Origin of the sequence: Streptomyces sp. NBC_00237 (genome assembly GCF_026342435.1) — a bacterium.
GTDB lineage: Bacteria > Actinomycetota > Actinomycetes > Streptomycetales > Streptomycetaceae > Streptomyces.
Genome location: NZ_JAPEMT010000002.1, coordinates 1,341,352 through 1,360,782, shown reverse-complemented (window position 1 = coordinate 1,360,782; position 19,431 = coordinate 1,341,352). Strand labels below are relative to the sequence as shown.

24 protein-coding genes are annotated in these 19,431 nt (G+C 70.1%); 23 read left to right on the top strand and 1 reads right to left on the bottom strand.

What is annotated here, in order from left to right:
* Window positions 1-38: 38 nt before the first annotated feature.
* The 23 genes from OG897_RS19945 (at window position 39) to OG897_RS19835 (ending at window position 18,779) form a co-directional block, all read left to right on the top strand.
* Window positions 39-833 (top strand): LuxR family transcriptional regulator, encoded by a 795-nt coding sequence (locus OG897_RS19945; RefSeq protein WP_266658555.1) that lies wholly within the window; start codon window positions 39-41, stop codon window positions 831-833.
* 235 nt (window positions 834-1,068) lie between these two features.
* Window positions 1,069-1,992 (top strand): ACP S-malonyltransferase, encoded by a 924-nt coding sequence (locus OG897_RS19940; RefSeq protein ID WP_266658554.1) that lies wholly within the window; start codon window positions 1,069-1,071, stop codon window positions 1,990-1,992.
* A gap of 32 nt (window positions 1,993-2,024) precedes the next feature.
* Window positions 2,025-2,777, top strand: a complete 753-nt coding sequence (locus OG897_RS19935; protein WP_266658553.1) for a thioesterase II family protein — start codon at window positions 2,025-2,027, stop codon at window positions 2,775-2,777.
* Window positions 2,778-2,800: 23 nt separating this feature from the next.
* Window positions 2,801-3,541 carry an IclR family transcriptional regulator gene (locus OG897_RS19930; RefSeq protein ID WP_266660332.1) on the top strand — a complete coding sequence of 247 codons (741 nt, stop codon included), beginning with the start codon at window positions 2,801-2,803 and terminating at the stop codon, window positions 3,539-3,541.
* A 125-nt stretch (window positions 3,542-3,666) separates the two neighbouring features.
* Window positions 3,667-3,921, top strand: coding sequence for an acyl carrier protein (locus OG897_RS19925; RefSeq protein WP_266658552.1), 255 nt, complete (start codon window positions 3,667-3,669; stop codon window positions 3,919-3,921).
* A gap of 33 nt (window positions 3,922-3,954) precedes the next feature.
* Entirely contained in the window at window positions 3,955-5,217 is a 1,263-nt protein-coding gene (locus OG897_RS19920; protein WP_266658551.1) for a beta-ketoacyl synthase, read from the top strand.
* Window positions 5,214-6,365: a beta-ketoacyl synthase gene (locus OG897_RS19915; protein ID WP_266658550.1), complete on the top strand. Its 1,152-nt coding sequence runs from the start codon at window positions 5,214-5,216 to the stop codon at window positions 6,363-6,365. The genes OG897_RS19920 and OG897_RS19915 overlap by 4 nt, the downstream gene beginning before the upstream one ends.
* On the top strand, window positions 6,362-7,234 hold the full coding sequence (locus OG897_RS19910; RefSeq protein WP_266658549.1) for a beta-ketoacyl synthase N-terminal-like domain-containing protein: 873 nt from the start codon (window positions 6,362-6,364) through the stop codon (window positions 7,232-7,234). The genes OG897_RS19915 and OG897_RS19910 overlap by 4 nt, the downstream gene beginning before the upstream one ends.
* Entirely contained in the window at window positions 7,235-8,083 is an 849-nt protein-coding gene (locus OG897_RS19905) for an alpha/beta fold hydrolase (RefSeq protein WP_266658548.1), read from the top strand.
* The gene (locus OG897_RS19900) at window positions 8,080-9,054 is read left to right on the top strand and encodes a hypothetical protein (protein WP_266658547.1); all 975 of its coding nucleotides are present in this window, start codon (window positions 8,080-8,082) and stop codon (window positions 9,052-9,054) included. The genes OG897_RS19905 and OG897_RS19900 overlap by 4 nt, the downstream gene beginning before the upstream one ends.
* 2 nt (window positions 9,055-9,056) lie before the next feature.
* Window positions 9,057-9,407: a hypothetical protein gene (locus OG897_RS19895; RefSeq protein ID WP_266658546.1), complete on the top strand. Its 351-nt coding sequence runs from the start codon at window positions 9,057-9,059 to the stop codon at window positions 9,405-9,407.
* Window positions 9,408-9,815 carry a hypothetical protein gene (locus OG897_RS19890; protein WP_266658545.1) on the top strand — a complete coding sequence of 136 codons (408 nt, stop codon included), beginning with the start codon at window positions 9,408-9,410 and terminating at the stop codon, window positions 9,813-9,815.
* Window positions 9,815-10,249: a hypothetical protein gene (locus OG897_RS19885; RefSeq protein WP_266658544.1), complete on the top strand. Its 435-nt coding sequence runs from the start codon at window positions 9,815-9,817 to the stop codon at window positions 10,247-10,249. The genes OG897_RS19890 and OG897_RS19885 overlap by 1 nt, the downstream gene beginning before the upstream one ends.
* Window positions 10,250-10,280: 31 nt before the next feature.
* Window positions 10,281-11,399: a beta-ketoacyl synthase N-terminal-like domain-containing protein gene (locus tag OG897_RS19880; RefSeq protein ID WP_266658543.1), complete on the top strand. Its 1,119-nt coding sequence runs from the start codon at window positions 10,281-10,283 to the stop codon at window positions 11,397-11,399.
* Between the two features lie 48 nt (window positions 11,400-11,447).
* Window positions 11,448-11,699 (top strand): acyl carrier protein, encoded by a 252-nt coding sequence (locus OG897_RS19875; RefSeq protein ID WP_266658542.1) that lies wholly within the window; start codon window positions 11,448-11,450, stop codon window positions 11,697-11,699.
* On the top strand, window positions 11,699-12,103 hold the full coding sequence (locus OG897_RS19870) for a 3-hydroxyacyl-ACP dehydratase FabZ family protein (RefSeq protein ID WP_266658541.1): 405 nt from the start codon (window positions 11,699-11,701) through the stop codon (window positions 12,101-12,103). The genes OG897_RS19875 and OG897_RS19870 overlap by 1 nt, the downstream gene beginning before the upstream one ends.
* The gene (locus tag OG897_RS19865) at window positions 12,100-12,603 is read left to right on the top strand and encodes a 3-hydroxyacyl-ACP dehydratase FabZ family protein (RefSeq protein ID WP_266658540.1); all 504 of its coding nucleotides are present in this window, start codon (window positions 12,100-12,102) and stop codon (window positions 12,601-12,603) included. The genes OG897_RS19870 and OG897_RS19865 overlap by 4 nt, the downstream gene beginning before the upstream one ends.
* Before the next feature lie 29 nt (window positions 12,604-12,632).
* A complete protein-coding gene (gene fabG, locus OG897_RS19860; RefSeq protein ID WP_266658539.1) occupies window positions 12,633-13,379 on the top strand; it encodes a 3-oxoacyl-[acyl-carrier-protein] reductase in 747 nt (248 codons plus the stop codon).
* 54 nt (window positions 13,380-13,433) lie between these two features.
* Window positions 13,434-14,075: a 2-hydroxychromene-2-carboxylate isomerase gene (locus OG897_RS19855; RefSeq protein WP_266658538.1), complete on the top strand. Its 642-nt coding sequence runs from the start codon at window positions 13,434-13,436 to the stop codon at window positions 14,073-14,075.
* 2 nt (window positions 14,076-14,077) lie between these two features.
* Window positions 14,078-14,293 (top strand): MbtH family protein, encoded by a 216-nt coding sequence (locus OG897_RS19850; RefSeq protein ID WP_266658537.1) that lies wholly within the window; start codon window positions 14,078-14,080, stop codon window positions 14,291-14,293.
* A gap of 119 nt (window positions 14,294-14,412) precedes the next feature.
* Window positions 14,413-15,126: a thioesterase II family protein gene (locus tag OG897_RS19845; protein WP_266658536.1), complete on the top strand. Its 714-nt coding sequence runs from the start codon at window positions 14,413-14,415 to the stop codon at window positions 15,124-15,126.
* A 41-nt stretch (window positions 15,127-15,167) separates the two neighbouring features.
* Complete coding sequence (locus OG897_RS19840; RefSeq protein WP_266660331.1) at window positions 15,168-15,992, top strand: SDR family oxidoreductase; 825 nt, start codon at window positions 15,168-15,170, stop codon at window positions 15,990-15,992.
* A gap of 75 nt (window positions 15,993-16,067) precedes the next feature.
* Complete coding sequence (locus OG897_RS19835) at window positions 16,068-18,779, top strand: non-ribosomal peptide synthetase (RefSeq protein WP_266658535.1); 2,712 nt, start codon at window positions 16,068-16,070, stop codon at window positions 18,777-18,779.
* On the opposite strand, the gene OG897_RS19830 is transcribed toward OG897_RS19835, so the two are convergent.
* Window positions 18,770-19,351, bottom strand: coding sequence for a hypothetical protein (locus OG897_RS19830; protein WP_266658534.1), 582 nt, complete (start codon window positions 19,349-19,351; stop codon window positions 18,770-18,772). The genes OG897_RS19835 and OG897_RS19830 overlap by 10 nt on opposite strands.
* Between the last annotated feature and the right edge of the window lie 80 nt (window positions 19,352-19,431).

Sequence of the window (19,431 nt, the reverse complement as noted above, 5' to 3'; positions counted from 1 at the left end):
GTCGAGTGAGGTGCCAACGGGGGATGGTGGAGAGCGACGTGTCCACAAGGCCAGAGGACGAATTGGAGCGGGCGCTACTTGAGGTCCGGGCGCTGATCGAGTCGACGGTGGCCATCCACCGCGACCAGAGCGTTCGTGAGCAGCAGATCGCCACGGTCGACGGCGATTACAGCGCTGTGCTGGACTGTGCTCTGGAGCTGATCGACGGAGCCACGAGAACCATCGACATCGTGCACGCGCGGATGCAGGCGTCCGATGAGCAGCCCGACCCGGGGAGCAGCCCCGAGCGCGATCTGATCTACCGGGCGGGCGCGTCGGTCGCCGTGCGGCTGCTCACCAGCCCCACGCTGCTCGACGAAGAGTACGTGCGTGAACAGCTCGGAAGGGAGCATCCGGCGGCGATCAGGGTGGCCAGGTTGCCACCCCTCCAGGCGCTGCTCGTGGACGGCACCAGCGCCCTGGTGGTGGCCGAATCCGCAGTCGGCCGCCGGGCCTCACTGATCCGGGCCCCCGAGGTGATGCGCACCCTCAACGCCCTCTTCTCGAGCGTCTGGAGCAACGCTGTGCCCGCGGGCGAGCGCATCGTCTTCGGCGACCGTGACAGGGCCGCGCTCGCCCTGCAGATCCTGGGCGCCCTGCGGGCGGGTGTCACCGACGAGGTCGCTGCCCGGGACCTCTCGGTCTCCGTCCGTACCTACCGGCGCTACGTCGCGGAGATCATGAAGCTGCTCGGCGCCAATTCCCGCTTCCAGGCAGGGGTACGGGCAGCCGAGTTGGGACTGCTCCCGGCGCCGAAGGGACCGCTTTCCAGCGGTCGTGGCCCCCGGCAGTAGCCCCGGGGACAGCCGTCGGAAAGGCATGCTGGCAGCTTCCTGAAAGGACCGTTGCCGCCCTTCGAGGCGGGCAGTTGTATGGGTCGTCAGGTACGGGATTCCAGGTCTGCTGGAAACCCCTTCCCTGGCGGCGGCTACCCCCCCCAGCACGCCGCCAGTGCACGGGGGCTCCGGGTGCCTGGCAACGGATCCGGATCCCCGTGCTCTCTGGCGAGCATCGTGCGGAAGGCGGGCCATGAACCAATTGCCGATCGGTCTGGTGTTTCCCGGACAGGGAACACAGAAGCAAGGAATGGGCGAACCCTGGCGGGAATCCCCGTCGTGGGAACTCACTGCGGAAATCTCCGAGGTCTCCGGGGAGGATCTCCAGGAACTGCTGCTGCACACCCCGGCCGAACAGCTCCGGCGCACCGACCTGGCACAGCTCGCCGTGTTCGCGGTGGCCGTCGTCGCCCACGTTGAGGCGCAGCGGCTCGGAGCGCTCGGCGGACGGGTGGTCGCCTGCGCCGGCCACAGTCTGGGCGAGTACGCGGCGCTCACCGCAGCCGGTGCCCTCACGGTCGCCGCCGCCGCCGAACTGGTCGCCGTCCGCGGCCGGGCGATGCGGGACGCGGCCCAGGCGCGCGAGGGCACCATGGGCGTCCTGGTCGCCGCACCCCTGGCGGAGGTCGAGCAGCTGGTGCACGGGATGCGTGCCGAGGGCTGTGACGTATGGGTCGCCAACATCAACGCCCCCGGCCAGAGCGTGGTGTCCGGCTCCCGCGAGGGGATCGACGCGCTCGACGCGCGGGCCCCCTCCATCGGCGCCAAGATGATCCGCCTCCAGGTCGGCGGCGCGTTCCACAGTCCCTACATGGCTTCCGCCGCCGAGAGTCTGCGCGACGCCCTCAAGCGGGCCCCGTTCAGCCCCGTACACCTGCCGGTGGTGGCCAATGCCGACGCCGAGCCGCACGGGGGTGACAGCGACTGGCCCGAGCTCTCCACCCGTCAGCTCACCGCCCCGGTGCTGTGGGAGCAGAGCGTACGGACCCTCACCGGCCCGCTCGGCTGCCGCCGCCTGGTCGAACTCGGTCCGGGACGCACGCTGGCCGGACTGATTCGCCGGATCGACCCGGACACCGAGGTCGTGTCCGTGAACTCTCCCGGCGACCTGGACTGAAGCCCCCACGCGAGCGAGGAGAGCGACGCATCATGGCACTTGGCACAGACAGCATCTGGTTCCGCAGGTACGCCACTGCGGTACCGCCCCGCATGAGACTGGTGTGCCTGCCGCACGCCGGTGGCTCGGCCAGCTTCTTCCACTCCTGGGGCCACGCTTTCGGGGCCGACGTGGAGGTCATGGCCGTCCGCTACCCGGGGCGGCAGGAACGCATCGCCGAGAACCCCGTCACCGGGATGGAGCGGCTCGCGGAGGCGGTCACCGAGGCACTCCTGCCCTGTATCGACACCCCGCTCGCGCTCTTCGGCCACAGCATGGGCGGCTCCCTCGGATACGAGATCGCCCTGCGGCTCCAGGAGCGGCACGGGGCGCCACCGTCCGTCCTGATGGTCTCCTGCCGCAAGGCACCGCATCTGCTCACCGCCCGGACGGCCGCCTTCAGCAGCGACGACGAGCTCGTCGCCGAGGTGCAGCGCCTCGGCGGCACGGACACCTCGCTGCTCGACGATCCGGACCTGCGCGAGTTGATCCTGCCCGCCATCCGCGCGGACTTCGGGACCGTTGCCGGGTACACCGCGCGCCCCGGAGTCCCGCTGGACTGTCCCGTCGTCGCGTACGTGGGCGACAGCGACCCGGACGTGGACGTCGAAGAGGTCAGGGGATGGCAGGGTCTTGCCCCCAAGGGCTTCGACCTGAAGGTGCTGCCCGGCGGTCACTTCTACCTGGTGGACCGCCGCGACGAGCTCATCGGGGACATCCGCGCACGGCTGGCCCCCGAGCTGTGAGCACCACGACCGAGCAGCGGCGGATGAGCGGGGTCGGCGTACTGGACAAGGCATCGATCCTGCTGAGCCTGGTGGAGAGCGGCCCCATGTCGCTGGCGGAACTCGTCGCCGGCAGCGGACTTCCCCGGCCCACCGCGCACCGTATCGCCGTCGCGCTGGAGCGGCTCGACCTGCTCATGCGGGACTTCGGCGGCCGGTTCGTGATCGGGCCCAGGCTCGGCGGCCCCTCCGTCGAGACGCAGCGCGATCGGCTGGCGCAGGTCGCCGTCCCGGTGCTGGCGGAACTGCACGACCTGACCGGTCTCGTCGCACGGCTCTACCGGCGGTGGGGTGCACTGCAGGTCTGTGTCGCCACCTCTTTGGACCGCCCCGTCGGCGCGGAGCCCGTCCCGGTCGGTACGTCCCGACCGGCCAAGGCGGGGCCCGTCGCCCAGGTGCTGCTCGCCTGGGAGGATCCCGAAGAGCTGTACGAAGTGCTGCGGGGCACCCGGTTCACCGCAGCCCAACTGGCCCTGGTGCGCCGCCGGGGCTGGGCGTACGGACCAGACGTCGTGGTTCCCGACACCGTTGCGTACGCCGTGCCCGTACGTACGCGCGGCAACGGGGTGATGGCTGCGCTGGCACTGGCGGGCCCGTCGGCGCAGGTCCCCCTCGTGCAGGGCCGCATGCTCAGCGGCGCACTGATCGATTCCGCCGCCCGGATCAGCGACGCGATGCTGCGCGCGCAGGGCGAATCCGTGCGTCCGAGGCTGCCGGGAAGCTGAATTGAGGACAGCGGTGGCAGCTTGTTGCAGCAACCGTTGTGGCGAATAGGGCTCACCGCGACTATTCATTTGCGAGTAAACCGCCGCGCGTTATCGGAGCGGCGAATCCGAAAAGGGGTATTGGCGTGTCCACTGCTACGCGCGACGAGCGTTTCGTCACCATCAGGGAAATAGTCTGCGACATTCTTGAAATCGAGGAGGACGAGGTCAGCCCCGTCAGTCTCTTCAAAGAGGACCACGACGCCGATTCGCTGCGTGCCATTGAGATTCTGGCTGCGCTCGAAAAGGAATTCGGCGTCGTCATCAACCAGAGCGAACTGCCGCGCATGGTGAACCTGACAGGCGTCTACGAGGTCGTGTCGGAGCCGGCCGGCTGGTAGTCCGGTCCCACTGCGGTTGATTGGGAGGTTGGCATGACGGCAGTGCGCGGTACCGGCCAGGTCCGGACCGAGCGGCACCGGGTCGTCCTCACGGGACTCGGTGTGGTCTCCAGCATCGGGCTGGGGGCCAAGGAGTTCCTGCAGGGACTCCGCGAAGGGCGCAGCGGGGCGCGGCCCATCACGGTGTTCGACACCGAGGGCTTCGCCCACGCGAACGGGTGCGAGATCACGGACTTCGACCCGCGGGAGTGGATCAGCACGCTGGACGTGGAACAGCTCGGCAGGGCCGCGCAGTTCTCGGCGGCGGCCGCCCGGATGGCCCTGGAGGACTCGGGACTCGACCTGGCGGAGCTGCGCACCCGCCGCGGGCTGATCTCCATCGGCACCACCGACGGCGAGAGCTACGACCTCGACCAGCTGGTCGAGAGCGAACTCGCCGACGGCGTCGGATCGTTCGACCCGGCGGCTGCCCGGCGGGTGCCCGCCGGGCGGCTGTCGGTGGCCATCGCCCAGGAACTGGGACTCTGGGACGTGGAGGCGCTCACCATCCCCACCGCCTGCTCCGCGGGCAACTACGCGATCGGGTACGGCTTCGACGCGGTGAGCTCCGGCGAGGCGGAGTTCGCCTTCTGCGGAGGCGCGGACGCGATGTGCCGCAAGACCTTCACCGGCTTCTACCGCCTGGGCACCATCGCCCCCGACCGCTGCCAGCCCTTCGACGTGGACCGCAAGGGGATCCTCACCGGAGAGGGCGCCGGCGTACTCGTCCTGGAGCGTCTCGACTCCGCTCTGGAGCGGGGCGCCACCATCTACGCCGAAGTGCTCGGCTACGGCCTCAACTGCGACGCGCACCACCAGGTCGCCCCCGACCGCGACAGCGTCGCCGAACTGATGCGGCTCGCACTGGACAACGCCGGCGTCGCACCGCACGAGGTGGACCTCATCTCCGCCCACGGCACCGGCACCAGGGCCAACGACATCACCGAGGCGGGCGCCATCCGCCAGGTCTTCGGAGACACGCCTCCCCGCACCGTTTCCATGAAGTCGATGCTCGGCCACAGCATGGGCGCGGCCAGCGCGCTCGGCGCGATCGGCTGCGCCCTCGCCATCCAGAACCGCTTCATCCCGCCCACCATCAACCACGTCACCACCGACCCCGAGTGCGACGTCGACTGCGTGCCGAACCAGGCGGTCGAGGCCGACCTGCGGATCGTTCAGAACAACGGTCTCGCCTTCGGCGGCAACAACGCGGCGGTGCTGCTCGGCCGGTACGACGCAATCAAGGAGGCGTCATGACGATCCGCCCCATCATCGGGATGGGCGCCGTCGCAGCGACCGGCTCCGGGGTCGACGAACTCTTCGAGAGCCTGTGCCAGGGCCGCAGTGGCCGGGCCGAACTCCGCGGCTTCGACCGCACCCGGTTCCGGGCCCAGCACGCCTACGAGGTGGACGACCGCCCCGTGCCCGGCGAGGACATACCCGGCCGCGCCACCCGGCTGCTCCTCGACGCGATCGGACAGGCAGCGGCGGACGCCGGACTCGGCGAGGACCTGAGCGGCATCCCGATCCTGATCGGCACCGGACTGCGCGAGCTGCGCTCGCTCGAACTCTGGTGGCGCGACGGCTCACCGTTCGCCGACTCCGGGCTGCACTTCGGCACCAAGCTGCGTGAGCGCTTCAACGCCGATGTCACCCACACCTTCTCCAACGCCTGCTCGGCCTCCCTGTACGCGCTGGCGCTCGGCTCCGACCTGCTGGACCAGGAGGGCGACGACGCCCCCGACACCGTGATCGTCGCCGGTGTCGACGTACTGACCGAGTCCATGTACGGACTCCTGGAGCGCGTCCATCCGGTGCCGCCGGATCGGGTGCGCCCCTTCGACCGCAACCGTACGGGCGTCCTGATGGGCGACGGCGCCGCAGCGATCGTGCTGCGCCGCACCGACCGCGACGCTCCCCAGGTGTACGGGCGGCTGCGCGGCGTCGCCGTCAACTGCGACGCTTACCACGTCACCGCCCCGTCGCCGGACGGCATCGCCGAGGCCATGCGCGCCGCGCACCGCATCGCCGGGGTCAAGCCCTCGGACGTCGACCTCGTGATGCTGCACGGCACCGGCACCCTGCTCAACGACGAGGCGGAGGCCACCGCGCTCGCCGCCGTGCTCGGCGACGACGCGGACCGGCCGCTCATGACGGCCGTGAAGTCGATGACGGGGCACACCTCGGGGGCGTCCGGTCTGCTCAACCTGGTCGTGGGCGTACGCGCCCTGAACGAAGGGCGGGTGCCGCCGACCGTGGGCCTGGACGAGCCGGTCGAGGAGGCCGCGCGGTTCCGCTTCGTCACCGGCGAGGCGGCCGACGGCCGGCAGCTGAACGTGGCGCAGCTCAACGCTTTCGGATTCGGCGGCATCAACGCCGTCACCATCGTGGAAGGAACCCGATGAGCACGCGGAGTGCTGCTGTCGTCGTCACCGGGGCTGCCGTCCTGCTGCCGGGCGCCGACACCGTACGGGCCCTCGCCGAAGGACCCGCGCCGGGCGGTGCCCCGGTCGAGCCCGCGGGTTACGTGGGCCGCAAGGGCCTTCGCTACAAGGACCGTGCCACCCAGCTCGGTTACTGCCTGACCGCCGCGGCGCTCGGCGACGCGGGACTGCTGGGCGAGGACGGACTCACCGTGCCCGCCGAATCCGTCGGCATGGTCGTCAGCTCCAACTTCGGCAACCTGGACACCGTCGTACGGGCCCTGGACACCATCAGGGACGAGACCGTCACGGCGACCAGCCCGATGGACCTGCCCAATGCCTCCAGCAACGTCATCGCCTCCTCGGCTGCCATCCGTTACGGCCTGCGCGGACCCAACCTGATGGTCTGCAACGGCGAGACGTCCGGTCTCGACGCCGTCCACTGGGCGGTCACGATGATCACGGCCGGCCGTACGGACCGGGTCCTCGTCCTGGGCGTCGAACCCGACAACGACGTGGTGCGCCGGCTCCTCGGCGGCACCCGTGCGGTGGACGGCGGCGCGGCTCTGCTCCTGGAGTCCCGGACGGCCGCGGTGGAACGCTCGGCGAACGTACGTGCCGTGGTCGGCCCCTACAGCCGCAGGGCCGGCGACCCGGGGCCGGCCCTCGGCCGTCGCTGGCAGCTCCCGGAACACCTCGGGCGGGCTTCCGGGGCGTACGGAGTCCTGCAGTGCGCCGCCGCCGTCGGATGGTTCGATGTCGGCGAGCGGGGCCCCGTCCAGGCAGTCGTGGGCACCGCGTCGAACGACGCGAGCGCGGAACTCCTGCTGCTTGCGCCGGAGGCGGCATAGGTGAACACCAACCTCGATCTGCGACCGGTCTCGGTCGAACGGCGCACGGCGGGAACCGGCGGGCGGATGCTGCTGCTGCACGGGCTCGCCGCCAACGACAGCGTCTGGGACCGCACGCTCGGCCTCCTCCCCGAGGACGCCGAGATCTGGACCGCCCGGCTTCCCTGGCGTACCGACGGCATCACCGAATGGGGCCAGGACCCCAATCTGAGGGGCTGGCTCGCCCGGGCCCTGGAGCTGGTGCCGGGCCGCGCCGAGACGCTCGTCGCCCACTCGATGGCCGCCAACGTGCTCCTCGACCTGCTCGACCAGAAGGCCAGGGGCGGCACCGACGCGCTGCGCCACTACGGCATCCGCTCGCTGGTGCTGGTGTCCCCCTTCTTCCGGGCGGACCAGGAAGAGTTCGACTGGGATTCGATCAGCTACTACCTGAACGAATTCCACCTGATCATGGAAGAGGGGATCCGCGTCCACTCCGGCGGCAGGCTCTCCGCCGACATCCAGCAGGCCATGGGCCGGCGGGTGCGCGACCGGGTCGGGCCCTACGGCTGGCTGCGCTTCTTCGAGCTCTACCTGCGCACCCCCTCACTGCAGACCGGCCGGATCACCGCGCGCACCCTCGTGCTGAGCGGTGAGACCGACTTCGCGGCGCCGCCCGCCGAGAGCTTGGCGCTCGCCGCTGCCCTGCCCGATGCGTACGCCCACGTAGTGCCGGGCTGCGGGCACTTCCCGATGATCGAGGCGGCCGAACAATTCGCCGCGCAGATACGGGAGTTCCTCCACTCATCACCGGGCGGGACCCCGCTCCGGCGGACCGCCCCCCTCGACGCCCTGGAGTCCCAGCGATGACCCTCGTCACGGAGACCGCCGTCAAGGCGCTCCTCACCACGACCACCACCACGCAGGTCCGCCCCCGGTACGAGGGCTCGAACATCTGCACCTGGATCGGGTTCAAGCACGTCAACTACCTCATCGAGGAAGCCGTGCTCGACCACTTCCGTCAGACCGGACTGCCGGCCCGGGCGCTCTACGAGACGCACGGCCTCGGCCTCGACCTGGTCTCCATCGACAGCCGCATCCTGCACGCCTTCCACATGGACGACGTCGCCGAAGCCGAGGTCGTGCCGTGGACCCCGAAGGGCGAGGCCGGGGCCGCCACCATCGGCTTCAAGGTCACCATCCGGTTCGAGCGGGGCGGCGAGACGCTCAAGGCGGTCACCGCCAAGGTGCGGGTTTCGCTGCGGATCGACACCTACCTGGAGGCGGCCGGCGACATCCCGGCCGAGCTGGCCCAGTACGCCGTGGCCACCCTCGGTGACGACCTGGAGCGCGAGACCCCCGCAGTGGCCCCGGCCGAGGCGGAGATCCTCGCCTCGCTCACCGCGGGGCGCAACGCGTACGCCTGGAAGTGGAACATTCCGTACCCGTACTGCCACTTCACGGAGCGCATCCAGATGTCCGGCTACCTGCGGCTGATGGAGGAGGGCAAGGACCGCTTCGTCGCCGACCGCGGCATCTCCATCAAGACCCTTCTCGATGACCGCCGCTGGATTCCGGTCGTGCCCCGCTCCGACATCCGCATCCTCGACGAGGCGCTGATGGAGGAGGACCTCTACACGGTCTACACCGTCGAGGACGTCTTCAAGGACTTCACCTACACCTCGCGGATGGACTTCTACGTACTGCGCGAAGGCAAGCTGGTGAAGACCGCGACCGGCAGCATCGTGCACGGGTACGCGGTCATCGAGAACCGCCGCGACTGGAGCCTGGTCAGCCTCGACCAGCGGGTCGTCGACGCGATCAACGGCAAGGCGCCGTAGACGTGACCGAGATCTGGGAGAGCGGTGCCCCGCCCCGGCTGCTGCTCATCGAGAGCCACGGTCGGGTCATGCGGGACGCGGGCGGCTTCCGGCGCGATGCCGTCACCCAGGCGCTCATCGGGCACTCCGTACTCCTCTTCCTGGTCCAGGACGGTGTCGTGCTGGCGGTGCCGGGCAGCGACGAGGACCTGGACCGGTTCCAGAAGGGGGGCGGGGTACTGGCCGCCGACGGGTTCTCGCTCGCCCAGCGGGGACTCGACCAAACCCCGCTCAGGCCCGAACTCCGCGTGGTCGCCATGGACGAGGTTGCGGGCTGGATCCTCGATCCCGCCGTCCGGGTGGTGTGGCACTGAGTGGCCAGGACCATTCCGCACACGGATGTACTGATCACCCTCATGGGTGCGCCGCACGACTCCGACCAGGTCACCACCGCACTCAGGCTGACCCAGTCGCTGCTGGAACGGGGCGCCGCCGTGCAGGTGTGGACCTGTGGATACGCGACGCTGCTCACCCAGCGCGCCCTGGGCCCGGAAAAGCCGCGCAACCTGGCCGACTGGAACCGCGAGTACCCGTCCACGGCGGCCCTGGCCCAGGAGCTGCTGGCCGCGTTCCCCGACCGTCTGTACTGGTACGGCTGCCGGTTCTGCAGCGACGACCGGGGCGTCGTCGACCACCTGCCGGAGGTCGTGCTGCGGCCGCCGGGAGGATACGCCGCCAACGTGGCCGCGGCCACCAAGACCCTTCTGATGGGGGTGATCTGATGGCCACTCAGGAGAACCGGGCGGGCACGGACATCGACCGTCCGGACGGGCGGGTGCTCGCGATCGTCGAGCGCGGACACCGGGGTGCGTTGGAGAAGCAGTTCTTCGACGAGTTCTACCTCGCCGCCGAACTGCACCGGCAGCTCGGCGGCCTCGACATCCTGCTGCGCGGCCAGGCCGTGACGTATGCGCTGAACGCGGGCCCGCCCCCGCCGCTGCGGATCGGAAACCGCACGGTGGACACCCTCAGCGACCCCCGCAAGGGGCTGCGCACGCTGATCGAAGCGGGCGTCGGCGTCTGGGCGGAGGAGCCCGGTCTCGCGGCGGTCGGTGCGGCGCACTCGCCCGGCCGGCTGCTCGACGGCATCCGGGTCGCGCGGGACGGCGAACTGGCCACCCGCTGGACCGAGTACCGAATGGTCTGTTTCTTATGAGTTGTTCGAGCGGAAGGAATGCGTGACGGTCATGTCCACACTCACCACGGGCGCCGGACACCCGGTGATCACCGCCTGGTCGGCCGTGTCCTCGTACGGCATCGGCAGCTCGGCGTTCGCCGACGGCCTGCGCGAGCGGCGCGCGACCGTCACCGAACTCGGTCCCGAGCACGGCGTCACCCCCGACGGTTACGGCTGCGTCGTGCCCTCCTTCAGCGTCCGTGAGGTGCTGGGCAAGAAGGGCACCCGCTCCATGGACCGGGTCACCGGGCTCGCCGTCACCACCGTCGGTGCCCTCCTCGACGACGGCGAGCGCAACCGGGCCGTCGGCACGGGGGAGGGGGCGGCCTTCGCGCTCGGCACCACTACCGGCAGCGCCCAGTCGATGATGGACTTCACCCGGGAATCCCTCACCGGTGACCAGCCCTTCTTCGTCGACCCGGCGCGCTTCCCCAACACGGTGATGAACTGCGCCGCCGGACAGAGCGCCATCTGGTACCAGCTCAAGGGCCCCAACGCCACCATCGCGGGCGGCCGCACCGCCGGGCTGTACGCTCTCAACTACTCGCGCAGGCTGCTGAGTTCGGGGCGCGCCCGAACCGTCCTGTGCGGCGCCGCCGAGGAGTTCTCGCAGGCCCGCTCCTGGCTGGAACGCCGGTCGGCCGACGACCCGGACGAAGGCACCGGCACGACCGCCCCGCTCGGGGAAGGCTGCGCGATGCTCCTGGTCGAGCCGTACGACCCCGACGACCCCGGCCAGCCCGTCCTCGCCGAACTCCTCGCCGTCGAACTCGGTGTGGTGCTCGACGGCGACACCCGCCCCACCCTCGTCTCCTGCCTGCGCTCCGCGCTGCGCCGGGCCGGCGTCGACCCGGCCCAGGTGGTCGCCGTCGCCCGCTCCGGAGCACCGGGACGCGAAGGCAGGGGCGAGAGCGACGCCGTGCTGGAGGTCTTCGCAGCGGTGAATCCCACCGATCTGACACCCACCTCCCTGATCGGCGACACCGGAGCTGCCGCGGCGGCCTTCCAGACCGCCGCACTGCTGTCGTACGCCGCCGACCGGCCCGAGCTCGCGGCCGGCCGGATCGGCGTGATCACTTCCGTGGACCGCACCGGCACCGTCGGCTGCGCCCTGCTCGGCCTGCGCTGAGCCTGTCCGCCCGCCCCGCCCCGCAGTTGACGAGAGGAACAGGAACCCATGCTGGAGAAGGAAGAGCTCCGCGCCGTAGTGGCACAGGTACTGGACGTCGAGGTGTCCGAGGTGACCGACGACGCCAGGTTCGTCGACGACCTGGAGGTCGACTCGCTGATGGCTCTGGAGGTCGTCGTCGTCCTGGAGAAGAAGTACGGCATCAAGCTTCCGGAGTCCGAGCTCAAGCAGATCGTCACCCTGCAGAGCGCCTACGACCTGCTGCTCGGCAAATTCGACGCGGCGCAGCAGGCAGCCTGATGCCCGCCGCGAGCCCGCTCGCGGGACCTGTCGAAGTGCTGCCCGCCGAGGACGAGTCGCACACCGCGGCCCGCTTCACCGTCCGGGACACGGAGACCGTGCTGCCCGGCCACTACCCGGGCTTCCCGATCTTCCCCGGCGTCTGCCTGGTGGAGTGCGCCCACCTCGGTGCGGTGGCCACCGCGCCCGGCGGAGCGAAGGACCCCGAGCTGGCCGCCGTCGAATCGACCCGGTTCACGGGCCCCGTCTTCCCAGGTGACCGGGTGGACATCGCCATGGGCTGGAAGCAGACTCCGGGCGGGGACTGGCAGTGCAGGGCGAAGCTCACCACCGGGCGCGGCGCCGCCGCCACGGTACGGCTGCGCTACCGCACCCGCACTGCCCGGACGGAGGCGGCGCGATGAGCGGCCAGCGCGACATCAGGGCCCGGCTGCCGCACCGCTTCCCGATGCTGCTCGTCGACCGGGTCGTCGACGTCGTACCCGGCGAGCGGCTGACCGCGCTCAAGGCGGTCACCTGCAACGAACCCTGGTACGAGAAGCTCGGCCCGGACAGCCCCGACGAGGACTTCGCCTACCCCGCCGCGCTCCTGGTGGAGTCCTGGTGCCAGTCGGCCGGGGTCCTCGCCACCTGGGACGACCCCAACCCGGACGTCCTGACGGGGCAGGTGATGCTCTTCGGTGCCATGACCGGCGTCGAGTTCCACCGGCCGGTGCTTCCCGGGGAGGTCCTGGAACACAGGGTCAGGCTCGACCGCAGGATCGACGACACCCTCCTTTTCGAGGGCGAGAGCCGCTCGGCGGGCGAGACGGTGATGACCGTCGCCCGGATCGTCATGGCCTTCCGTCCTGCCGAGGAGCTGCGTCCTGCCGAGGAGCCGCGCCCCGTCGCCGCCACCACCTGACCCGACCGCACACTGAGGAATGAGACATCATGGGAGACAGCACGAACCGGGTGGCCCTGGTCACCGGTGGGTCGCGCGGCATCGGCCGGGCAACGGTCCGCGCACTGGCCCGCGACGGATTCGACGTCGCCTTCTGCTACCGCTCGGACGACACGTCCGCCCGCACCCTGGAGAAGGAGACCGGGGACAGCGGCACGAGGGTGACGGGCACCCGGGTCGACGTCACCGAGGCTGCTTCCGTACGGGCCTGGATCGCCGCGACCGAAGACCGGTTCGGTCACATCGACGCGGCGGTCACCGCCGCGGGCATCACCCGCGACAACCCGCTGGTCCTCATGGAGGACGAGCAGTGGCGCCAGGTCGTCGCCACCAACCTCGACGGCGTCTACCACGTCTGCCGTGCCGTGGTCTTCGGCATGATGAAGCGCCGCAGCGGGGCGATCGTCAATCTCTCCTCGGTCGCCGGTGTTTACGGCCATGCCACCCAGACCAACTATTCCGCGTCCAAGGCCGGGATCATCGGTTTCTCCCGCGCCCTGGCCAAGGAGACCGGCCGCTCCGGCATCAGGGTCAACGCGGTTGCCCCCGGCTTCATCGAGACCGACATGGTCACGGCGATGAACGACAAGGCCCGCAAGGAAGCCCTCTCCTCGATCCCGCTGCGCCGCATGGGCACCGCGGAGGAGGTCGCCGACCTGGTCGCCTACCTGGTCTCGGACAAGGCCGCCTACATCACCGGCTCCGTACTGCAGATCGACGGCGGCATCACCATCTGACCTGACCTGACCAGACCCGACCGATCCATTCCCCCGAGCCCATTGGAGGCGGAGATGGCACGAAGAGGGCCTCGCTGGTACTTCTCGTTCCGCAGCCCCTACTCCTGGATGGCCTACCGGGATCTGCTGGGGCAGTACCCGGACGTGGCCGACCAGATCGAATGGCTTCCCTTCTGGGAACCGGACGAGCCCGCACTGGACCATCTGGAACGCAACAACATCACCCTGCCGTACGTGCCGATGTCCAAGGAGAAGCACCTCTACATCCTTCAGGACGTCCGCCGACTGTGCCGGGCCCGCGGCCTGGACATGGTGTGGCCGGTGGACACCGAGCCCCAGTGGCAGGTTCCGCACCTGTCCTACCTGGTGGCCCAGGAACTGGGCGCGGGAAGGGAGTTCATCGCCGCGGTCTACCGGGCCCGCTGGGAGCTCGGCGAGGACATCTCGCAGCCCGACACCATGCGCCGGGTCGGCAAGGAGCTGGACCTCGACCCGGAACTGCTGGCCGGCGCCCACGAGAACGACGAGGTGCGCGAACGCGGCCACGCGGCGCTCGACTCCCTGCACCGCGACGGTGTGTTCGGAGTCCCGTACTTCATCAGCGGATTTGAAAAGTTCTGGGGTGTGGACCGGCTCCCCGACTTCGTCGAGACGGTCCGTGCCCGTGCCCTGAAGATCACCCAGAAGGAGAACTGACCATGGCGACCAACCCTTTCGAGAATGACGACGCCCGCTACCTGGTCCTCACCAACGAGGAGAACCAGCATTCGCTCTGGCCCGCGTTCGCCGAGGTCCCGGACGGCTGGACCGTGGCACACGGTGAGGACACCCGCCAAGCGTCGCTCGACTACATCAACGAGCACTGGACCGACATGCGCCCGAAGTCTCTGGCGGACGCCATGGACGCGGTCTGAAATCCCCCTCCCGGGTGCCGGGCAACGGGCGTTGGCAGCATTGTGCAACGCCCGTTGCCCATGGACTCCGCCAATGTGAACGTGGCACTCACACAGCTTCTGAGAAAGCGATGCGGCTCATGACTCATTCACTGGTGTGCCTTCCCTTCGCCGGAGGCGGCGCCGGTTTCTACCGCGCCTGGAAAGCACTTCCCGACCACGCGCCGCGCATTGTTCCGCTCCAACTCCCGGGCCGTGAGGAGCAATTCGTCGACGAGCCGTTCCGGGACGTCGCAGCGGCGGCCGACGCACTCGCGCCGAGCGTCGCGGGCCTGGTGGGGGGTGACCCCGTCGCCCTCTTCGGGCACAGCCTCGGCGCCGTACTCGCCTACGAGGTGGCCCGCCGACTGGAGCAGGACCCGGCCGTCGAGCTGACCCATCTCTTCGTGAGCGGATCTCCCGGGCCATGGACGGGGCGCAGCCGCCGGGCCACCGGGCTGGCGGACGACGAATTCCTCGACCGGGTACAGGAGTTCGCCGGGTACGAGCACGACGCGCTTGCTGACCCCGACATGCAGGAGCTGCTGCTGCCGATCCTGCGGGCGGACGTGGAGATGCACGAGAACTACAAGCCCGTATCGGACGGGTTGCTGCGCACCCCCGTCACCTCGCTGCGCGGCACCGACGACCGGCTGGTCGGCCGGGAACGGGCCGCCGAGTGGCAGCACGCCACCTCCGCCGCGTTCCGGCTCGTGGAACTGGCCGGGGAGCACATGTACCTCACCGAGTCGCCGCTGCCGCTCATCGACGCGGTCACCCAAGCGTTGCGGCCGCAACCGGCACCGCAGCGATGACCCGTACGACACGGACGCGGACGGCAGGGAAGGGCCAGGACATGCTGCTCCAGGACAAGATCATCGTGGTGACCGGTGCGGCCCGCGGGCTCGGCCGGTCCTGCGCCGTGCGCTTCGCGCGGGAAGGCGCCGACCTGGTCCTCGTGGACATCGCGAAGGACCTGGCCGCGGTGCCCTACCCGTTGGGATCGGCGGACCAGCTGCAACACACCGCCGAACTCTGCCGCAAGGAGGGTGCCGCCACCGTGACCGTGGCCGCCGACGTGCGCGAGCCCGAGGCGGTGCGGGAGGTCGCACGGCAGGCGTTCGACCGGTTCGGGACTGTTGACGTGCTGCTCAACGGTGCGGGAATCGCGGCGCCTTCGGGCAAGGCGGTCCACGAGATCAGCGAGGACGAGTGGGACCTGATGGTCGGCGTCGACCTGACGGGCGCGTGGCGGATGACGAAGGCCGTCGTCCCGGCCATGATCGAACAGCGCTCGGGCAGCGTCATCAACGTGGCGTCGACCGCGGGCCTCGTCGGATACCGCCACTTCGCCGGCTACGTCGCGGCCAAGCACGGTCTCATCGGCCTGACCAAGGCCGCGGCGCTCGACTACGGGCCGTTCCGGGTACGGGTGAACGCGCTCTGCCCGGGCTCCGTCCGCGACGATCCGCTGCACGAGGGCCGGATGCTCGCCGAGATCGCCCGGTCCCTCGACGTGGATGTGGACGAGCACGAGGAGATCTTCGTGCAGTCCCAGCCCATGAACACACTCATCGAACCGCAGGACATCGCCGGCGCGGCCGTCTGGCTCGCCGGGAACGACTCGCGCCAGGTCACGGGAACCACCCTCACCGTCGACGGCGGCTTCAGCGCCCGCTGACCACCTCCACGCCCGAGGCCCGCGCCACGTATCCCGTCCTTGTCCGTCCCTCCGTACTGCATCAGGAGTCCGACCATGTCGAGAAGTCAGGCCAGGTCCTGCCACAGCCTGGTGGTCCGTGTGCCGGGCCCGATCGATGCCGGGGATCTGCGGCAGCGCCTGCGCGCCCAAGCGAGGGGCCCCTGGCCGGAACTGGCGCAGCTGAGGCTGTGGGAGGACGCCCTGCCCTTCGGGGCGGAGCATCCGGACGCCGGGGCCCGGGTCAGGCAGGAGGCGGAGCGCCCGCTGCACACCACCGGCCTGCCGCTCCGCGCCGTACTGCTGCGCTACGCCGACGGCGACGCCGATCTGGTCCTGGTGGCCCGCCACGAACTCACCCTTGAGCAGGGCCTTTTCGCCATCGGGCGGAGTGCCGCAGGCGCCGCCAGGACCTCGGACGGCTCCGGCCCCGCACTGGACTGGGGTCTCGGTGACCCGGCCGGCGCGGGCCGCACCGGTGAAGTGCCGGTGGTGCTGCCGGCGCAGCCGTCCACCGGAGTACGCGCCGGGTGGCGGGCCCTGCTCCCGGCGGCGACCGCGCTGGTGCTCGCGCGGTACGGCGCGGGCGAGACGGTCGACGAGGACCAGCGGATCTGCGACTACCTCGCCGGGTGGGAGGGCTCCTACGGCGGCGGGCTGCTGCCGCTGTCAGGTGTCGGCGTGCTCATCGAGGAGACCGGGCGCGGTGAGCGCCGGCTGTCCTCGCTCGCCCCCGAACTGCCCGCCGTACTGCACTTCGCCCTGTACGACGACGGCAGCGCCTCGGGGGTGCTCCGTCATGATCTCGGCGACCTCGCTCCTGTCGTCGCCGACCGGTTCGCGTCTCATGTCGCCCGTGTCGCCGCCCAGTTGGCGGACGGCGGCGAACGACGGCTCGACGCCGTCGAGCTGCTGGGTCCGCTGGAGACCGAGGCGGTGCTGCGACTGGGCGTCACGCCCCCCGTCCGCACCGGCGGGGCGGATCGTACGGTGCACGGACTGTTCGCCGAGGTCGTGCGTGAACGTCCCGACGCGGTGGCGCTCACCGCGGGCGGCACCAGCCTCAGCTACGCCGAACTGGACGAACGCGCCGCACGGACCGCGGCAGGTCTGCGCGCGCTGGGCGTCGCCCCCGGCAGCATGGTCGGCGTGGCTCTGGAACGCGATGCCGACCTGGTCGTGACCCTTCTCGGAATCCTCAAGGCCGACTGCGCCTACGTGCCGATGGACCTGCACTACCCCGAGGAGCGGCTGCGCTACACCGTGGAGAACGCGGGCGTCACGGTAGTCGTCGGCGGTCTCGACGAAGCCTTCCCGGCCGTCCAGGGAACACATGTCGTCACCCCCGCCGAACTCCGCGCCCTCGGCGGCGGCGCCGCGCCGACTCCGCTCCCGGCGGACGGCTCGGCCCCCGCGTACGTCATCTACACCTCGGGGTCCACCGGCCGGCCCAAGGGCGTCGTGGTCCCGCACCGGAACGTGGTGGCCCTTCTCGACGCGACCCGCGGGGACTTCGCCCTCGGAGGGGACGACGTGTGGACGCTGTTCCATTCCAGCGCCTTCGACTTCTCCGTCTGGGAGATCTGGGGCTGCCTGCTCACCGGCGGCCGGCTGGTGGTCGTGGACCACTGGGTCACCCGTGACACCGAGCTCTTCCACGAGCTGCTCGTGACGGAGCAGGTCACCGTGCTCAACCAGACTCCGTCCGCGTTCGCCCAGGTGATCGAGGCGGACCGGCGGGGGAGTGCCGAACTTGCCGTACGACTGGTGGTCTTCGGCGGTGAACCGCTCGACGTGCGGATGCTCACGCCCTGGTTCGCCAGGCATTCTCCCAGCGGCTGCCGGCTGGTGAACATGTTCGGCATCACCGAGACCACGGTCCATGTCACCGCGCACACCGTGACTCCTGCCGACGTCCTGGCGGCCGGCCGCCAGGTCGGACCCGCGCTGCCCGGCTGGACCCTGTCGGTCCGCGACCCGCGCGGCCGGTTGCTGCCGGTCGGAGCCGCCGGGGAGATCTGCGTCGGCGGCGCAGGCGTCGCCGACCGCTATCTCGGACTGCCCGAACTCACCGCGGAACGCTTCGTCGACGATCCGTACGGCGGTGGCCGGATCTACCGCAGCGGCGACCGAGGCAGGCTGCGCCCCGATGGCGGCCTCGATCACCTCGGACGGCTGGACAGCCAGGTCAAGGTGCGCGGCCACCGCATCGAACTGGACGAGATCCGCAACGTCCTGCTGAGCCACCCCGAGGTGTCGGGGGCGGCGACGGTGCTGAACCATGAGGTACCCGGGGACTCGGCGACCGCCCGCATCGACGCTTATGTGGCGCTGCGCGGCCAGGCAGCCGGCGCCGACGTGCTCGCCCACGCCCGGCGCGTACTTCCCGCGTACATGGTTCCGGCCTCGATCACCGAACTCCCCGCCATCCCGCTCACCATCAACGGCAAGGTCGACACGGCCGCACTGCCTGCCCCGGCCCCGGCTCCGGTCGCGGTACGGCCTGCGCAGGGGCCCGGGGAATCTGTCGTGCCCGGCGCAGGTCACGATCCGCTGGCCGCGCAGCTCCTCAAGCTCTGGGGGCATGCGCTGAACGCCGAAGTAACCGAGCAGGACAACTTCTTCGAGCTCGGCGGGAATTCGCTGCTCGTTATCCGGCTGCTCCGTGAGATGCGAGAACTCGGCCTGCCGAAGGTTTCCACCCAGGACTTCTACCGAAACTCGACGGCAGGCCGGTTCATCGAACTCATCAGGGATTCTCAGGGCTGATCGGAAGGGCGGCGGCCGGAATACTTCGAGGAGTTCTTACGGTCGCCGTCGACCCGTCGTTTGATCGCGGAGAGAAGTGCGATCCTGATGATTCCGCTCGGTATGCGGATCAAGAACCAGTACCGGCCGAAGTTCCGCCGGGTCTGCTCGTCGGTGGCGAGTATCCTGGTCTCCGTCGTCAGTATCCCGTCGGAATAGTGCATGTTGAAACCGACCTTGGTGCAGCCCGGTTCCGCGTAGTCCCTGAACACCTCCGGCATGGGCAGGTCCGGGCGCACGGGGCCGGCCTGGGAGCCGATGCCCCCGTACAGCAATTCGTTGTCGGAGAGCTCCAGTACGGTGTCCCCGCCCATCGCGAAGTCGTCGAGGACCCTGCCGTCGGCCTGCAGTTTGTTCCGGGTGAAGGCCAGGAAGAAGCGCGCCACCGGAGCCTCTCGCCAGGTCATCTCGCGGGCCGCGCGCAGTACTTCTTCGCGGGGTGCGGACACGGCCACCCAATGTTGTTCACGGAAATGCCATTTCGGCATGTAGTGATCGATCAAGGTGGCTTCTAATTTTCCTTCTCGGGTCATGGTTGCGACGCTAGCATGCGCGGTCTGCGAGGGGGGTGGCAGGTTTCTGCAAGTGCCGTTGTCCCGGCCGAAACGGGACT

What these genes read in the sequence shown, in the direction of transcription:
- OG897_RS19910 (WP_266658549.1), top strand. Translation starts at nt 6,362, where the DNA reads ATGAGCACGCGGAGTGCTGCTGTCGTCGTCACCGGGGCTGCCGTCCTG.
- OG897_RS19900 (WP_266658547.1), top strand. Translation starts at nt 8,080, where the DNA reads ATGACCCTCGTCACGGAGACCGCCGTCAAGGCGCTCCTCACCACGACC.
- OG897_RS19920 (WP_266658551.1), top strand. Translation starts at nt 3,955, where the DNA reads ATGACGGCAGTGCGCGGTACCGGCCAGGTCCGGACCGAGCGGCACCGG.
- OG897_RS19840 (WP_266660331.1), top strand. Translation starts at nt 15,168, where the DNA reads ATGCTGCTCCAGGACAAGATCATCGTGGTGACCGGTGCGGCCCGCGGG.
- OG897_RS19870 (WP_266658541.1), top strand. Translation starts at nt 11,699, where the DNA reads ATGCCCGCCGCGAGCCCGCTCGCGGGACCTGTCGAAGTGCTGCCCGCC.
- OG897_RS19885 (WP_266658544.1), top strand. Translation starts at nt 9,815, where the DNA reads ATGGCCACTCAGGAGAACCGGGCGGGCACGGACATCGACCGTCCGGAC.
- OG897_RS19835 (WP_266658535.1), top strand. Translation starts at nt 16,068, where the DNA reads ATGTCGAGAAGTCAGGCCAGGTCCTGCCACAGCCTGGTGGTCCGTGTG.
- OG897_RS19915 (WP_266658550.1), top strand. Translation starts at nt 5,214, where the DNA reads ATGACGATCCGCCCCATCATCGGGATGGGCGCCGTCGCAGCGACCGGC.
- OG897_RS19880 (WP_266658543.1), top strand. Translation starts at nt 10,281, where the DNA reads ATGTCCACACTCACCACGGGCGCCGGACACCCGGTGATCACCGCCTGG.
- OG897_RS19845 (WP_266658536.1), top strand. Translation starts at nt 14,413, where the DNA reads ATGACTCATTCACTGGTGTGCCTTCCCTTCGCCGGAGGCGGCGCCGGT.
- OG897_RS19930 (WP_266660332.1), top strand. Translation starts at nt 2,801, where the DNA reads ATGAGCGGGGTCGGCGTACTGGACAAGGCATCGATCCTGCTGAGCCTG.
- OG897_RS19875 (WP_266658542.1), top strand. Translation starts at nt 11,448, where the DNA reads ATGCTGGAGAAGGAAGAGCTCCGCGCCGTAGTGGCACAGGTACTGGAC.
- OG897_RS19940 (WP_266658554.1), top strand. Translation starts at nt 1,069, where the DNA reads ATGAACCAATTGCCGATCGGTCTGGTGTTTCCCGGACAGGGAACACAG.
- OG897_RS19830 (WP_266658534.1), bottom strand. Translation starts at nt 19,351, where the DNA reads ATGACCCGAGAAGGAAAATTAGAAGCCACCTTGATCGATCACTACATG.
- fabG (WP_266658539.1), top strand. Translation starts at nt 12,633, where the DNA reads ATGGGAGACAGCACGAACCGGGTGGCCCTGGTCACCGGTGGGTCGCGC.
- OG897_RS19855 (WP_266658538.1), top strand. Translation starts at nt 13,434, where the DNA reads ATGGCACGAAGAGGGCCTCGCTGGTACTTCTCGTTCCGCAGCCCCTAC.
- OG897_RS19935 (WP_266658553.1), top strand. Translation starts at nt 2,025, where the DNA reads ATGGCACTTGGCACAGACAGCATCTGGTTCCGCAGGTACGCCACTGCG.
- OG897_RS19850 (WP_266658537.1), top strand. Translation starts at nt 14,078, where the DNA reads ATGGCGACCAACCCTTTCGAGAATGACGACGCCCGCTACCTGGTCCTC.
- OG897_RS19865 (WP_266658540.1), top strand. Translation starts at nt 12,100, where the DNA reads ATGAGCGGCCAGCGCGACATCAGGGCCCGGCTGCCGCACCGCTTCCCG.